General features: G+C 70.5%; 14 protein-coding genes. 4 read left to right on the top strand and 10 right to left on the bottom strand.

What is annotated here, in order from left to right:
• Positions 1-260 precede the first annotated feature (260 nt).
• The 3 genes from ACZ7SW_RS32215 to ACZ7SW_RS32205 are packed head-to-tail and all read left to right on the top strand — an operon-like array spanning position 261 to position 3,154.
• Positions 261-602 carry a hypothetical protein gene (locus tag ACZ7SW_RS32215; protein ID WP_470234131.1) on the top strand — a complete coding sequence of 114 codons (342 nt, stop codon included), beginning with the start codon at positions 261-263 and terminating at the stop codon, positions 600-602.
• Positions 603-643: 41 nt separating this feature from the next.
• On the top strand, positions 644-2,338 hold the full coding sequence (locus ACZ7SW_RS32210; protein ID WP_470234130.1) for a hypothetical protein: 1,695 nt from the start codon (positions 644-646) through the stop codon (positions 2,336-2,338).
• A gap of 15 nt (positions 2,339-2,353) precedes the next feature.
• Complete coding sequence (locus ACZ7SW_RS32205; RefSeq protein WP_470234129.1) at positions 2,354-3,154, top strand: hypothetical protein; 801 nt, start codon at positions 2,354-2,356, stop codon at positions 3,152-3,154.
• 145 nt (positions 3,155-3,299) lie between these two features.
• Here ACZ7SW_RS32205 and lgt read toward each other — a convergent pair whose 3' ends face one another.
• The 4 genes from lgt to ACZ7SW_RS32185 form a co-directional block, all read right to left on the bottom strand.
• Complete coding sequence (gene lgt / locus ACZ7SW_RS32200) at positions 3,300-4,316, bottom strand: prolipoprotein diacylglyceryl transferase (RefSeq protein WP_470234128.1); 1,017 nt, start codon at positions 4,314-4,316, stop codon at positions 3,300-3,302.
• Between the two features lie 68 nt (positions 4,317-4,384).
• On the bottom strand, positions 4,385-5,575 hold the full coding sequence (locus ACZ7SW_RS32195) for a M20 metallopeptidase family protein (protein ID WP_470234127.1): 1,191 nt from the start codon (positions 5,573-5,575) through the stop codon (positions 4,385-4,387).
• Positions 5,572-6,708, bottom strand: coding sequence for an amidohydrolase family protein (locus ACZ7SW_RS32190; protein ID WP_470234126.1), 1,137 nt, complete (start codon positions 6,706-6,708; stop codon positions 5,572-5,574). The genes ACZ7SW_RS32195 and ACZ7SW_RS32190 overlap by 4 nt, the downstream gene beginning before the upstream one ends.
• On the bottom strand, positions 6,705-8,120 hold the full coding sequence (locus ACZ7SW_RS32185; protein ID WP_470234125.1) for an APC family permease: 1,416 nt from the start codon (positions 8,118-8,120) through the stop codon (positions 6,705-6,707). Before ACZ7SW_RS32185 ends, ACZ7SW_RS32190 begins: the two co-directional genes overlap by 4 nt.
• A gap of 529 nt (positions 8,121-8,649) precedes the next feature.
• On the opposite strand from ACZ7SW_RS32185, the gene ACZ7SW_RS32180 reads away from it, so the two are divergent.
• Entirely contained in the window at positions 8,650-9,957 is a 1,308-nt protein-coding gene (locus tag ACZ7SW_RS32180; RefSeq protein WP_470234321.1) for a type I glutamate--ammonia ligase, read from the top strand.
• Positions 9,958-9,964: 7 nt separating this feature from the next.
• Here ACZ7SW_RS32180 and ACZ7SW_RS32175 read toward each other — a convergent pair whose 3' ends face one another.
• The 6 genes from ACZ7SW_RS32175 to trpC are packed head-to-tail and all read right to left on the bottom strand — an operon-like array spanning position 9,965 to position 14,069.
• Positions 9,965-10,624 (bottom strand): peptidoglycan recognition protein family protein, encoded by a 660-nt coding sequence (locus ACZ7SW_RS32175; RefSeq protein ID WP_470234124.1) that lies wholly within the window; start codon positions 10,622-10,624, stop codon positions 9,965-9,967.
• A gap of 48 nt (positions 10,625-10,672) precedes the next feature.
• Complete coding sequence (locus ACZ7SW_RS32170; RefSeq protein ID WP_470234123.1) at positions 10,673-11,041, bottom strand: Uma2 family endonuclease; 369 nt, start codon at positions 11,039-11,041, stop codon at positions 10,673-10,675.
• Positions 11,042-11,050: 9 nt separating this feature from the next.
• Positions 11,051-11,206, bottom strand: coding sequence for a hypothetical protein (locus ACZ7SW_RS32165; protein ID WP_470234122.1), 156 nt, complete (start codon positions 11,204-11,206; stop codon positions 11,051-11,053).
• Between the two features lie 51 nt (positions 11,207-11,257).
• Positions 11,258-12,049 carry a tryptophan synthase subunit alpha gene (gene trpA, locus ACZ7SW_RS32160; RefSeq protein ID WP_470234121.1) on the bottom strand — a complete coding sequence of 264 codons (792 nt, stop codon included), beginning with the start codon at positions 12,047-12,049 and terminating at the stop codon, positions 11,258-11,260.
• Positions 12,046-13,263: a tryptophan synthase subunit beta gene (gene trpB / locus ACZ7SW_RS32155; protein WP_470234120.1), complete on the bottom strand. Its 1,218-nt coding sequence runs from the start codon at positions 13,261-13,263 to the stop codon at positions 12,046-12,048. Before trpB ends, trpA begins: the two co-directional genes overlap by 4 nt.
• Complete coding sequence (trpC, locus tag ACZ7SW_RS32150) at positions 13,260-14,069, bottom strand: indole-3-glycerol phosphate synthase TrpC (RefSeq protein ID WP_009074973.1); 810 nt, start codon at positions 14,067-14,069, stop codon at positions 13,260-13,262. Before trpC ends, trpB begins: the two co-directional genes overlap by 4 nt.
• Between the last annotated feature and the right edge of the window lie 10 nt (positions 14,070-14,079).

Raw genomic sequence — 14,079 nt, 5'->3', positions numbered from 1 at the left:
AACGGGGAAGAACGGTAACGATCCGGCAGCGCGGAACGACATAGTTCCGGATGGGTTCCCAATGCTTCGGTCCGCGAAGCATAAGCCCCGGAGCCGCCTCGCGCACCTGTCACGTGACGAAGTCGATGCGCCCGCTTCGTCCCCTTCGCCCGATCTTCCCAGGTAATCGCACAAATTTCCCGGAACCGCCCACACTCGGTGATCGTCGGTTGCCATAGTGTTCGGCAACCGAATAGCTCACGGGGAGGGCGGTTTCTTTCATGTCCGGCATAGAAGTCGACGTCGAGACGATGAACCAGTACGCCGAGGTGCTCGACAGCCTCCACGAGAAGATCAGCAAGATCAACGACTACATGCGCTCCACCGCGTGCGACACGTCCGGTTTCACCGGCCTGTTCGTGGTGCTGCAGCCGGTGGTGCAGCTGGTCGCGAACCTCTACGGCGGCACGCTCGACTTCGGCCACTCGCGGCTGACCTCACTGTCCGAAGGGGTCAAGCAGGCGGCGCGGGCCTACGCGCACCACGACGCCAACTCGGCGCAGCTGCTCCAGCAGTTCATCGACCAGTTCGACGGCATCGACGCCGGCCGCGGCGCGGCCTGATGCGCATCCGCACCACACGGTTCTGACGAGGGGGACAAGACATGGCACGGCACGGCGGCGGGCACGGCGGCGGCCACCACCCCGGGGGGACGGGGACGACGCATCCGCCGTCCCGCCCGGGCGGCAACCAGCCGCATCCCGGGAACACCCAGCCGCATCCCGGCAATCAGCCGCCTCCGGGAGGGAATCAGCCCACCCATCCAGGGGGGAACCATCCCGGCGGCACCGGTCCGGACGGACGCCGTCCGTCCGGCGGGGACGACCAGACGCATCCGAGCGGCAGCGGCGGCAACTCCGGCGACGACAACGGCAACGGCAGGCGCCGCGACCGGCAAGGCGACGACAACGGACAGTCCAATGACGACGGCGGCAACGGCCGGGGCCGCGGCGAAGAAGGCGGCGACGACCGGGGCCGCGATCGCGGCAACGAGGGCGGCGACGAAGGCGGCGACCGGGGCGGCGACGAGGGCGGCTCCGGCAGCGAAGGCGGCGACGGGGGCGACGGGGGCGACGAGGGCGGTTCCGGCAGCGAAGGCGGCGAAGGCGGCGGCAACGGCGGCGAGGGCAGCAGCGGGGGTTCGGGCGGAGAGCCCGGCGGGGTTCCCGGCGCCTCCGGCGACTTCGACCGCGGCGACTCGATCACCGAACTGCTGCAGCCGCCGGAAGACACCTCCGGCGAGGACGTCCAAGCGCTGGTGAAGGACGCCGGCGTCGAGGTGATGGCTGTCGAGTGGGTGTATCAGAAGTTCACCGGCACGACGCTCACCCAGCAGTTCATCGAACCGCTCACCGGCGACTTCTCGAAGATGTCGGCCGACGCCGAGGCGTGGCGCAACATCTCCGAGGCGATGAAGGCGTTCTCCGAGGTGATGGTCGCCAACGAGAAGACCGTCAGCGATTCCTGGCACGGCATGGCTTCCTTGGAGCACAAGGCTTACGTGCAGGCCGGGTGGCGGGCCGGGCTCGCCGCCGAGGCCGGGATCGCGTCGCTGATCGCCAAGGGCTTCGACCTCCTGTCGGACACGTCGAAGAAGCTCGCGGCCAAGGCGCTCGACCTGCTCAAGAGCCTGATCGACCGGCTGCTGGTGATGGCCGCCGAGGCGTGCGTCCCGATCGCGGGCTGGATCGCCGACGCGATCACCGCGCTGTCCGAGCTGATCCCGCTGATCGACGCCCTGATCTCGATCATCGAGATGATCCAGGACATCATCACCAAGGTCCAGGACATCTGGAACTCGATCAAGGACATCGGGTCGCAGCTGCAGAAGATCAAGGACGTCGGCAGCATCGGCGACCTCGCCGACATCGCCAAGAACATCGGCGGGGACGTCGGCGACATCAAGGACAACGCCAAGGGCATCGGCCAGGACGCCAAGGACGCCGTGGAAGCGGGCAAGGAAGGCGTCAAGGGCGCTCGCGAGGCGCACGAGGAGAACCGGCGCTCGCGCGAATCCGGCGACGAGGACGGCGACCGCACCTCCGGCGACGAGGGGAACGGCAACCGCCGCTCCGGCGACGACGGCGACCGGTCGCGGGGGTCGGGCGAACGGGGGCAGAACCAGCCGGTCGATCCGAACGGGCAGCAGCACCAGTCCCCGCGGAACCAGCAGAACCACCAGCCGCCGCAGCCCCCGAACCACCCGCCGTCCCAGCCGAACCACCCGCCCGCGAACCATCCGCCGTCCCATCCGCCCCGGCGCTCGGCGAGCGGCCGGATCCACGGCCGCATCGACTAAGGAGGAACTGCCGAGATGTCCCACCCCGCGACCGCGGACGATTCGTGGAAGACGCCTGAGCTGCGGGAGGCCGAGGCCGCGCTCGACCGGACGGTCCGCAAGTCCCAGCAGCTGCTGAAGGACCTGGAGAAGATCAAGCTCCGCCCGCTGCCGAAAACCGACACCCCGGAACGGATCGAGGCGATCAAGAAGGCCGCCTCGCGTCCGGACGCTCCCGCTCAGCTGCGGCTGATCAAGCGGAAGGTCGACGCGGGCGAGTTCTCCTGGGAGGACGTCGCCGCGGGCCGGGCCTTCGCCGACCCCGAGGTCCGCGCTCTCGCCGACGAAAAGCTCAGCGAGGCCAAGGACATCCTCGAGGAACTGGAGGAGGGCCAGACCCCCGAAGAGATCCTCGAGGCGCGCACCGGCGGCGCCGGGAATCCGTTGTCGGACACCGGACGCGCGACGTATCCGGACGCGCCGGACAAGCCCGCCGGGTTCTCCGCCGAGGACCCGCTGGCGAGCAGCGGCCGGCCGATGCCCCCGGCCCCGCCCGCGCCGGGACCGGCGGAGTACTCGAACGAGGATCCGCTCGCCGACCGGACGCCGCCCCCGCCTCCGGCCCCGCCGAAGGAAGAACCGCCGGCGCCGCCTGCTCCGCCGCGGCATCGCGCCCCGGAACCGGAGCCGGAGGACGATTTCGCCGATCCCCTCGCCGACCGGGGCGACCGGCCGAAGCGGTCCGCGCCGCAGCCGCCGCCGTCGTCCGGCCGCCGAGCACGGCGGCAGGACTCCGGCGATGACGACGACTACTTCGGCGGTTCGTTCCTCGGCTGAACCCCGCTCCGCTCTCGCAGAAGTCCGTGAGGGGAACCCTGAGGGACTCTGATTCCTTCAGGGTTCCCCTCACGGACCTCGGCCGAGCACACCGCGAAGAGGCCCCCGCCCGATCCGGGCGGGGGCCTCTTTTTCGGCTCTGTGCCTAAGACTTCTCGGACTTGCCGTTCTCGCCGGAGGAAGAACCGGCGTCGACAGTGTCTTCCGCGGCCTTCTCGTCCGGTTCCGGATTCTCCCCCGCTTCGTCCGAAGTGGACTCGACGGCGGCGTCCCGTTCGTCTCCCTTGCTGCGCAACGTCTCCGGGGCTTCGCGCGGGCCGCGTTTGGCCGCGACGACGAAGTACGCCACCGCGCCGATGAACAGCAGGATCGACACCCACACGTTGACCCGCAGGCCGAGGATGTGGTTCGCGTGGTCGCTGCGCAGCAGTTCGGTTCCGCAGCGGCCGACGGTGTAGCCCGCGACGTAGAGCGCGAACGCGCGGCCGTGGCCGAGCTTGAACTTGCGGTCCGCCCACACCACGACCAGCGCGATGAGCAGGTTCCAGACCAGCTCGTACAGGAACGTCGGGTGCACCGGGCTTTCCGGCAGCGGGATGTGCCCGGTCGCGACGCCGCCGAGGGCGTCCGGGGCCCCGGTGGCCGGGTCGAAGCGCTGGTAGATCTCCAGGCCCCACGGCAGGTCGGTGTGCCCGCCGTACAGCTCCTGGTTGAAGTAGTTGCCGAGCCGCCCGATCGCCTGCGCGACGATGATGCCGGGCGCGATCGTGTCGGCCATCGCGGGCAGCGGGATCCCCCGGCGCCGGCAGGCGATCAGCGCGCCGACCGCGCCGAGCGCGACCGCGCCCCAGATGCCGAGCCCGCCGTCCCAGATGGCGAAGGCGTTCCAGGGGTTCTTGCCCTCGGTGAAGTACAGCTCGGGATCGGTGATGACGTGGTAGAGCCTGCCGCCGACCAGGCCGAACGGCACCGCGAACACCGCGATGTCGAGCACTGTGCCCTTCGTGCCGCCCCGGGCCTCCCAGCGCCGCTCGCCCCACCAGATCGCGACGATGATGCCGGCGATGATGCAGAGCGCGTACGCCCGGATCGGGATCGGGCCCAGGTGCCAGACGCCTTGGTCGGGGCTCGGGATCGTGGCCAGGAACGCTGCGGAGTACACGCGGCCACCGTAGCGCGTCGGGCTCCGGCCGTGGTCCGGGAGCCGGGGAACCCTTCGTCAAGACCCGGTCACAGCCCGGTCACGGCCGCCTCCGGATACTCCGGGTCGGAGGCCGCGGCCAGGTATCCGGCCAGCAGCGCGTCCGCGACCTGGCCGACCGCGGCGTCCTCGGGCAGGAACGTTTCGCCGTGCAGGCTGGGCGCGCCCGCGGTCTCGCCGAGGCCGACGAACAGCATCAGGCCGCGGATGCCGTCGCCGCAGTAATGCGCGAAATCGTCCGCGCCGAAGGACCGGAAATCGACATCGACATCGGCGCCGCCGCGTTCGAGCCAGCTCCTCGCGGCGGCGGCGAGCGCCGGGTCGTTGACCAGGACGGGCTCGCACGGGCTGATCCGGAGGTCGGCGGTGCAGCCGTAGGCGCGTGCGGTGGCGTGCACGACCTCGTCGAGGACTTCCAGCGCGCGTTCGCGGTCGCTCGCGCGCATCAGCCGCAGCGAACCGAACGCGGACGCAGTGTTCGGTACGACATTCGCTGCCGTTCCTGCGCTGAGCCGTCCGATGGTGCAGACCGCGCCGTGCATCGGGTCGATCCGGCGGCTCGCTACCTGCTGCAGGCTCACCACCAGTTGGCTGAGCGCCAGAACCGGATCGCGCAGCAGATGCGGATATCCGGCGTGGCCGCCTTGGCCGTGCACCACGACCTCGAACTCGTCGGTGGACGCGTTCACCGGCCCCGGCGCGGCCGAAACGACGCCGTACGGCAGCCGCGGCTGGACATGCGCGCCGATCACCGTGTCGATGCCGCGCTCTTCCAGAATGCCCGATTCGACCAGGTCGAGCGCTCCGGACGGGGGCGTTTCCTCGCGCGGTTGCAGGATCGCGAACAACGGACGCGGGAGTTCGACGCGCCGCGCCGCCCGGCAGACCGCAGTTAATGCGGCGAGGTGGACGTCGTGGCCGCAGGCGTGCATTAGGCCGGTCTTCGCGGCCCATTCGACGCCGGTGCGCTCAACTACCGGCAGCGCGTCCAGTTCGGCGCGCAGGGCTACGGCTGGGCCAGGGTGCGGTGCGGAGATTTCGATGAGCCGCCCGGTTTTCGCGACGCGTTCGCCCTCCCCCAGCGCGGCGGCCACGGCCCGGGCGGTGTCGTCCTCGTCGCCGGAAGCGCACGGATCGGCGTGAATCCGGTGGCGCAGTTCGATCGCGGCGGGCAGTTCCTCGGACAACGCGGCACGCCAAGCCTCGACCAGGTCGTTCATTTCCGCTCCAGCCGGTAGATCCTGGCCGCGTTTTCGTGTCCGGCCGACCGGGCGAGCCGGATCGCGTCCATTTCGGACAGTGCGTCGGCGGCGAGGGCGGTGCGCAGGAAGTCGGACAGTCCTTGCCGGAACAGCGCGGTGCCCAGGTGATACAGCTCGGCCAGGCCGAACGCGTCGGTGGAGAACAGCAATTTTCCGAACGGCGCCAGCTCCAGCGTCTCGGCCAGGATGGCGGGCGCGCGGAAGCCCGCGTTGTGCGTGATGAGGCCGACGTCGACAAAGACGTGCTCGAAGACCTGCGCGAGGTAGGCAGCGTTGCGGTGGAACGGGTAGTTGTGCAGCAGCAGGATCGGGACGCCCGCGTCGCGGGTCGCGCGCAGCAAACCGGTGAGCCGCAAGGGATCGCAGCGGTGGAGGTCGACGTCGGAGTCTCCGTAGCCGACGTGGAATTGCACCGGCAGCCGTCGGTCGATCCCGGACCAGATCAGGTGGCGGTGCAGGACCTCGTCGGCCAGCCGGACCGGTTCGCCCGCCTCGATCTTGGTCAGCCAGCGTCCGGCGGCAGCTTCGACCTCGGCCGGAGCCGGGCGTTCGCCGGGCAGCTCCAGCCCGACCCGGTATGCCGCGATGGACTTCACGCCGACCGCGTTCGTGGTGCGGCGGTCGAGTTCGGCGGCGAAGTCCTCGGCGAAACTGGCAGCGCTGGTGCCGCGGATGACGTCTTCGGCGACCTGCTCCAGCCGGACGATGTCGTGCGCGCGAGCGTCGGCGAGTTCGGCGAAGTCTTTCGTGGCGGTGAGGGATTCGGGCAGGAAACCGCCGTCCAGCATGTAATCCGTGCTGCCGGTGCCGCGGAGGAACCGCCGGTTGACCTCTTTTGCGCCCAGTTCTTGCCGACGCGCGAGATAGTCGTCGGCCGGGGCGTGTTTCGGCAGGTCGAGGATCGGCGCGCAGCGTTCGCGCACGGCCAGGCCGATCAGCGAGTCGAACAGCGACGTCCCCAGCGGCGACACGGTGTCCGCCTCGGTGAGCATCCGCTCGAACCCGTCGCGGTCGACGTCTCCGGTGCGGACGCCGTGGCAGTGGTGGTCGACCAACGGCAGGTCCGCGACGAAATCGAGCAGTCCGGTCATGCCTCTCCTTCAGCGAGCCTCTCCCCCACCCTACGGGCGAACCCCGGCGCCGAGGCGACCACGACGACAGCCAGCACGAGCACCCCGCCCGCCACGACCGGGAACCACCGCGCGGGGCCCTCTGTCGGATACGGCACAACGTTGACGTACACGGTGTAGCCGAGCAGGACCAACGCGCCGATCGGGAACACCAGATGCCACCACGGCACACGCATGCGCCGTCGCACGAACAACAGCAGGATCGCGCCGAGCGTCGTGAGCAGGTAGATCACCAATAGGAGCAACGTCCCGATGGAACCTGCCCAGGCGAAGGTGTCGTCCGCGGTGGCACCGAAGAACACCGCGCACACCAAGATGATCAGCGCCGACGCGAGCGCGACCACGGTCACGGCGACGGCTGGTGTGCCCTTGGCGGAGATCCGGCCGATGCCGCGGCCGTCGAACGCGTCGCGGCCGAGGGCGAACAGCAGGCGCGAGCCGCCGACGACGCAGGCGAGGCAGCAGCCGAACGCGCTGATCGCGGCACCCGCGCTGATGACGTCGCCGACCCACGGGCCGACGAAGCGGCTGCCGAGATCGCCCAGCAGCGACGGAGAATTGTGGAACGCCGTGGCGTCGCCGCCGAAGGCCATCATCTCGACGGCGGTCACGAGCACGAAGTAAGCACCGCCGAAGACGGCCGTACCGAGGATCGCGCGCGGGATGTTGCGGCGCGGGTCGCGGGTCTCCTCGCCGAGCGTCGCGGCGGCCTCGAAACCGGCGAACGACAAGAAGCCGAACACCGCGCCGAGGAAGATGCCGGAGACCCCGGTGTCGGGCACGAAAACCTGCATCGTGAACCGGCCGCTGGGGGCGTCGCCCGCGACGAGCCGGACCAGGATGACCACGGTGACCAGCAAGATGAGCGCGATAGTCGCGCCTTCGACGGCGAGCAACGTGCTGGTGCCGCGCCGGGCCGGGGCGACCGCGAGCAGCCAGCTGCCGATCAGCGCGACCGCGGTCAGCACGAACGGCCCCCACGACGGCGGATGCGGCCAGATCCCGACCTGCGTCAGAAACGCCGTACCGAGCACACCAGCCGCGGAACTAGTGACTACGGCGTAGAAGGTGTACGTGCCGAGCAGCCCGATGCCGGACACGACGCCCGCGCGCGGACCGAGGGTCGCGCCGACGAACGCGTAGACCGATCCCGCGTGCTGATAGTGGCGGCAGAGCTGGACGAAGCCGTACGCGACCAGCAGCACTCCCGCCGCCGAGAGCAGGAACGCCAGCGGAACCGCGCGCCCGGCGGCCGCGGCTGTTTGCTGTGGATTGATGTTCGCGGCCATGCTGGGTGCCATGAGCGCGACGGACAGCCCGACGGCCTGCCAGACCGAGAGGGTGCGCCGCAATTCGGGACGGTCTCCGGACACGGATGCGCTCCTTTCCCGAGGAGTACACAGTGAACCGTCCGGGCGGCACGGAGAGCGAGCGCCGACCGGCTGAACCTCTCGTGTGGCGATGAGGAGCGCCTCTCGATTCCCGCCAGGTCCGACCGTGACCCGGGTGGCCCGCCGGGAACGCTCGGTCATCCGCTTCCCCGTTCCCGCCAACTCGGCCGAACCCCCTCCAACGTCGAAGGAGCGCCCCTCTCGACACCCGCCAACCCCGACCACAACCCGCCGCCCCGCCAGAAACGCCCGGCCATCCACTCCCCCGGGCTCCCGCCAACTCGGCCGAACCCCCTCCAACGTCGAAGGAGCGCCCCTCTCGACACCCGCCAAGCCCGACCACACCCCCCGCCCCGCCAGAAACACGCGGCCATCCACTCCCCCGTCTCCCGCCAACTCGGCCGAACCCCATCCAGCGTTGAAGGAGCAAACCTTGCCGTCCCCTTTCTCGTCTTCCGCCGGGCTCGACCGCGACCGGCTCGCTGAACTCGGCGCTGCTGCCGCCGGTCGAATGGAGCAGGCGGGCGTCGACCTCGTCGCGCTGAGTTTCGTGGACAACTCCGGCATTTCGCGAGTCAAGGCGGTGCCGGTGGCGAGACTGGCGTCGGTCGCGGCGTGGGGCGTCGGCGCGTCGAACTCGTTCGACTTCTTCCTCGGCACCGACAGCATCGCGAACGGCGAGCACTCCCTCGGCCCAGTCGGCGACCTGCGGCTGCACCCCGACCTCGACGCGCTCACCGTCCTCGCCGCCCAACCCGGCTGGGCGTGGGCCCCGGCGTGGCGCTTCGACCAGGACGGCCAGCCGCACCCGCAGGACACCCGGGTTCTCGCCGCGACCGCCGTGGCGCAGCTCGCCGATCGCGGACTGACCGCGCGGATGGCCTTCGAACTGGAGTGGATCGCGACCGACTCGGACGGGGTTCCGCTGCCCGGTCCCGCCTACGGATACTCCCGGCTGAGCGCGAACCACGAGTATCTCCGCGCGATTGTGTCCACTTTGGATAGTCAGGGCATCGAGGCGGAGCAGATCCATCCGGAATACGCGGCGGGCCAGTTCGAGCTGTCGATCGCCGCGACGGATCCAGTACGTGCGGCCGATTTAGCTGTGCTGACAAGGGAAACCGTGCGAACGGTGACCGCCGCGCACGGGCTGCGGGCGTCGTTCACGCCGAAGTTCGAGCCCGGCGGCGTCGGCAATGGCGGGCACGTGCACCTGAGCCTCTGGGACAGCGAACGGAATCGGTGCGCGGGCGGGACCGGAGCGTTCGGACTGACCTCGACCGCGGAATCCTTCGGTGCGGGCATTTTCCGCCGGTTGTCCGCGCTGTTGGCGATCGGCGCGCCGTCGGTGGTCAGCTATCTGCGGCTGGAACCGCACCACTGGGCGGGCGTGTTCACCGCGTGGGGACTGGAAAACCGCGAAGCACCATTGCGGCTGATCCGCGGCGCGGCCGGGCAGCGCGACACGGCGGCGAACCTGGAGGTGAAGTGCTTCGACCTCACCGCTAACCCGTATCTGGTGGTGGCGGGGCTGCTTTTCGCCGGACAGGCAGGCATCGACGCCGAGGCGCGCTTGCCGGAACCGGTCAGTGTGGACCCTGGCTCGCTCTCCCCCGCGGACGCCGCGGCGGCCGGAGTCGCGCGGCTGCCGCAATCGCTGCCGGAGGCGATCGCCGCGTTCGAGGCCGACGATGTGCTGACGGGCGCGTTCGGATCCCAGCTGGCCACGACGTTGGCGGACGTGCGCCGCGCCGAGGTGGCCGAGCTGGGATCCCTGGAGCCAGCGGAGTTGTGCCGCGCGATGCGTTTCCTCCACTGACGCCCGCTCAACGAAGCAGTGCCGCCACCCGGGACTGCAGTTCCGGCAGCATCGCGTACAGCTTGTCGCCCGGGCAGTCGGTGTTGTAGAAGTCGCGGTGTCCCTTGATTTCCTTCACCGGGATGCCGTACTGGCGGCACACGTACGCCACGAACACGACCAGCGAATCGAACTGCGCCTTCGGCGGGGCGACCTGCATGTAGGTGCCCTCGTTCTCGATGCCGATCGCGTTGTCGTTCTGTCCGGGGCAATGCGCCGCGCGGACGATCTTTTTGCCGCTGCGCAACGCGTCCAGACTGCCGTGCCGGCCTTCGAGGCGGTAACCGCCGCGCGAGACCGTGAAGTGCTGGCCGGTGTCGGACCAGCCGTTGTTGTCGATGTGGTCGGCCTGGTCGTCGCGCGCGACCTGGAACGCGTGCTCGAGCGAGTAGTCGGTGCTGTTCGGGCAGTCGATGTGGTGGATGAGCACGCGATTGGCCGGATGGTCGAGCGTGGTGAGCGGATCCGCGGGCGGGCGCGCACCCCATTCCGCACAGCTGTAGACGCGCGGCGCGGTCGCGGCGTCCGCGAGACCGGGCAGCACGAGCCCCGCCGCCGCGGCAGCGCTCACGCCGGCCGCCCCGCGCAGGAACGTCCTCCGGGGAACTTGTCCGATGTCGAAAGCCATGCGCCGCACTGTGCGCGGACGGCGTACACGATGCGTACAACCGGCCGCTCAGGCGCGCAGATCCAGCTCCGCGGCGAACGGTTCGGCCAGGGTGAGCACGCCGCCCTCGCTTGTGGCGTGCGGCAGGTAGTCGCCGCCGGAAAGCGCGTACACGGTGGCGGCTTCCTGCTCCGGGTCGACGAGCAGGTAGTACGGGATGAGCGCTTCGGCGTAGAGGGCTTTCTTGAAGATCCGGTCCTGCACCCTGGTGGAGGGCGATTCGATCTCCGCGGCCAGCAGCACCTCGGACGCCGGGTACCAGGTCGTCGCGACGTCCGGGCAGGTGACGATCACGAAGTCCGGGATCAGCAGCCGGCTTTCGCCGCAACGGACCGCGACGCCGGGGAGCAACTCGCCGCCCTTCGGCAAGACTGGCACGAGTGCGAGCTACAACCACTTCTGGTGCGGCGCGGCCGGAGCCGGGACCATCACCAGGGTCCCGTCGACGCCTTCTATCCGGTTGCCGAGGAGCTGTTCGTTCGGCAGGGCAAGTACTTCCGCCAACCCCGGAGCCTCACCTGGGTTGATGTCGCTGGTCCGCATACCGAGAGAATACGAACGACCACCGACAGTTTCCGTCCTCCGACCCGAAGGTCAGGCCGGAGCGACCGCCTCACGCACCCCCTGCGCCAGCTCCGAAGCCAGCTTCGCCACCCCGTCCGGACCGTCCGCCGCGGCCGTGACCAGCGCGGACCCGACGATCACCGCGTCCGCGAACCCGGCCACCTGCGCGGCCTGCTCCCGCGAGCGGACCCCGAGGCCCACCCCGATCGGCAGTTCCGTGTGCGCCCGCGTCCGCCGCACGAGGTCCTCGGCGTGCACGCCGACCGCGTCGCGGGCACCGGTCACGCCCATCACCGCGGTCGCGTACACGAAGCCCGACGAGGCCGCCGTGGTCTTCGCCAGGCGCTCCTCCGACGACGACGGCGCGACCAGGAAAATCCGGTCCAAACCGTGCTCCGCGGACGCGGCCAGCCACTCGTCGGCCTCGTCCGGGATCAGATCCGGCGTGATCAAGCCCAGGCCGCCGGCCGACGCCAGGTCGCGCGCGAACGCGTCGACCCCGTAGCGGTGCACCGGGTTCCAGTACGTCATCACCACCGCGCGACCGCCGCGCGCGGACACCGATTCCACGACCTCGAACAGCTGCTTCAGCCGGAACCCGCTCGCCAGCGCCGACTCGGCGGCCGCCTGGATGGTGGGGCCGTCCATGACCGGGTCGGAGTACGGGACACCGACCTCGACCAGGTCCGCGCCGCCGTCGATCGTCGCGGCCAGCAGGTCTTTCGAGCCGTCCACGGACGGGAATCCGGCGGGGAGGTAGCCGACCAGCGCGGCCCGCTGTTCCGCCCGCGTCGCCGCGAACAGCTCGTCGAGGCCGCTCACTTGCCCTCCCCGTCCACGAGCCCGAACCACTGGGCCGCGGTGTCCATGTCCTTGTCGCCCCGGCCCGACAGGTTGACCACGATCAGCCCGTCCGGGCCCAGCTCGCGGCCCAGTTCCAGGGCCCCGGCGAGCGCGTGCGCCGATTCGATCGCCGGGATGATGCCCTCGGTGCGCGACAGCAGCCGGAACGCGTCCATCGCCGCCGCGTCGGTGACCGGGCGGTATTCGGCGCGGCCGGAGTCCTTGAGCCACGCGTGCTCCGGGCCGACGCCCGGGTAGTCGAGCCCGGCGGAGATCGAATGCGATTCGACCGTCTGGCCGTCCTCGTCCTGCAGCAGGTACGACATCGCGCCGTGCAGGTTGCCGGGAGTGCCCTTGGTGAGCGTCGCGCCGTGCCGGTTGCCCTCGATGCCCTCGCCGCCCGGCTCCAGGCCGACCAGCCGCACGGACGGGTCGTCGTAGAAGCCGGAGAAGATGCCGATGGCGTTGGACCCGCCGCCGACGCACGCCGCGACGACGTCCGGCAGCCGGCCGGCCTTCTCCAGGATCTGCGCCCGCGCCTCCTCGCCGATGACGTGGTGGAAATTGCGCACCATCATCGGGAACGGGTACGGGCCGGCGGCGGTGCCGAAGAGGTAGTGCGTGGTGTCCGCGTTCGTGACCCAGTCGCGCAGCGCCTCGTTGATCGCGTCCTTCAGCGTGCGCGATCCGGTCTTCACCGGGATGACCTCGGCGCCGAGCAGCTTCATCCGCGCGACGTTCAGCGACTGCCGCTCGGTGTCGACCTCGCCCATGTACACGACGCAGTCGAGGCCGAGCAGCGCGCACGCGGTGGCCGTCGCGACGCCGTGCTGGCCCGCCCCGGTCTCCGCGATGACGCGCTTCTTGCCCATCCGCACGGTGAGCAGCGCCTGGCCCAGCACGTTGTTGATCTTGTGCGAACCGGTGTGGTTGAGGTCCTCGCGCTTGAGGAACACCCGCGCGCCGCCGGCGTGCTCGCCGAACCGCTTGGCCTCGGTGAGCAGCGACGGACGGCCCGCGTACTCGGTGAGCAGCCGGTTCAGTTCGCCGGTGAACGCGGGGTCGTGGCGGGCCTTCTCGTACTCCGCCGCGACCTCGTCGACCACGCCGATCAGCGCTTCCGGCATGAACCGGCCGCCGTAGGGCCCGTAGTAGCCGCGTTCGTCCGGGTCGTGCTTGCCGCGCTCGGTCACCGCGAGGGCCTCGGGCAGGCGGGGTGCGAACCGGCGGTGACCAGCTTGACGACCGCGCCCTTCGGGTCGCCGGAGGCCACCAGGCCCTCGCCGACGAGCACCGCGTCCGCGCCGTGGCCGGCGTAGGACATCAGGTCGCCCGGGCCGCGGACGCCGGACTCGGCGACCTTGAACACGTCCATCGGCAGGCCGGGCGCGAGGCGGGAGAACACGTCGCGGTCCACTTCGAGGGTGTGCAGGTTGCGCGCGTTGACGCCGATGACCTTCGCGCCCGCTTCGAGCGCGCGGTCGGCCTCCTCGGCGTTGTGGATCTCCACGAGCGCGGTCATGCCGAGCGATTCGACGCGGTCGAGCAGCGCGGCGAGCGCGTTCTGCTCCAGCGCGGCGACGATCAGCAGGACCATGTCCGCGCCGTGCAGCCGGGCCTCGTGCACCTGGTACGGGCTGACGATGAAGTCCTTGCGCAGCACGGGAATGTCGACCGCGGCGCGCACCGCGTCGAGGTCGGCGAGCGATCCGCCGAAACGGCGCTGCTCGGTGAGCACGCTGATCACGCGCGCGCCGGCGTCCTCGTAGTCGCGGGCCAGCGCGGCCGGGTCGGGGATCGTGGCCAGCTCGCCCTTCGACGGGCTGCGCCGCTTCACCTCGGCGATGACGCCGATGCCGGATTCGCGCAGCGCCGCCATCACGTCACGCGGCGGGACGGCCTTGGCCGCCCTGGCCTTCAGTTCGTCGAACGGCAGCGCGGATTCCCGCTGCGCGAGATCCTCGCGCACGCCGGCGACGATGTCTTCGAGCACGCTCATCGGACGCCCC

The sequence above is a fragment of the Amycolatopsis sp. NPDC114484 genome, from assembly GCF_055633755.1.
This window is presented reverse-complemented; position numbering and strand designations above follow the sequence as displayed.

Excerpts from the sequence above, each read along its gene's own strand:
- ACZ7SW_RS32195 (WP_470234127.1), bottom strand. The coding sequence starts at position 5,575 with ATGAACGACCTGGTCGAGGCTTGGCGTGCCGCGTTGTCCGAGGAACTG.
- ACZ7SW_RS32205 (WP_470234129.1), top strand. The coding sequence starts at position 2,354 with ATGTCCCACCCCGCGACCGCGGACGATTCGTGGAAGACGCCTGAGCTG.
- ACZ7SW_RS32165 (WP_470234122.1), bottom strand. The coding sequence starts at position 11,206 with ATGCGGACCAGCGACATCAACCCAGGTGAGGCTCCGGGGTTGGCGGAA.
- ACZ7SW_RS32215 (WP_470234131.1), top strand. The coding sequence starts at position 261 with ATGTCCGGCATAGAAGTCGACGTCGAGACGATGAACCAGTACGCCGAG.
- trpC (WP_009074973.1), bottom strand. The coding sequence starts at position 14,069 with ATGAGCGTGCTCGAAGACATCGTCGCCGGCGTGCGCGAGGATCTCGCG.
- ACZ7SW_RS32175 (WP_470234124.1), bottom strand. The coding sequence starts at position 10,624 with ATGGCTTTCGACATCGGACAAGTTCCCCGGAGGACGTTCCTGCGCGGG.
- ACZ7SW_RS32210 (WP_470234130.1), top strand. The coding sequence starts at position 644 with ATGGCACGGCACGGCGGCGGGCACGGCGGCGGCCACCACCCCGGGGGG.
- ACZ7SW_RS32190 (WP_470234126.1), bottom strand. The coding sequence starts at position 6,708 with ATGACCGGACTGCTCGATTTCGTCGCGGACCTGCCGTTGGTCGACCAC.
- ACZ7SW_RS32180 (WP_470234321.1), top strand. The coding sequence starts at position 8,650 with ATGGAGCAGGCGGGCGTCGACCTCGTCGCGCTGAGTTTCGTGGACAAC.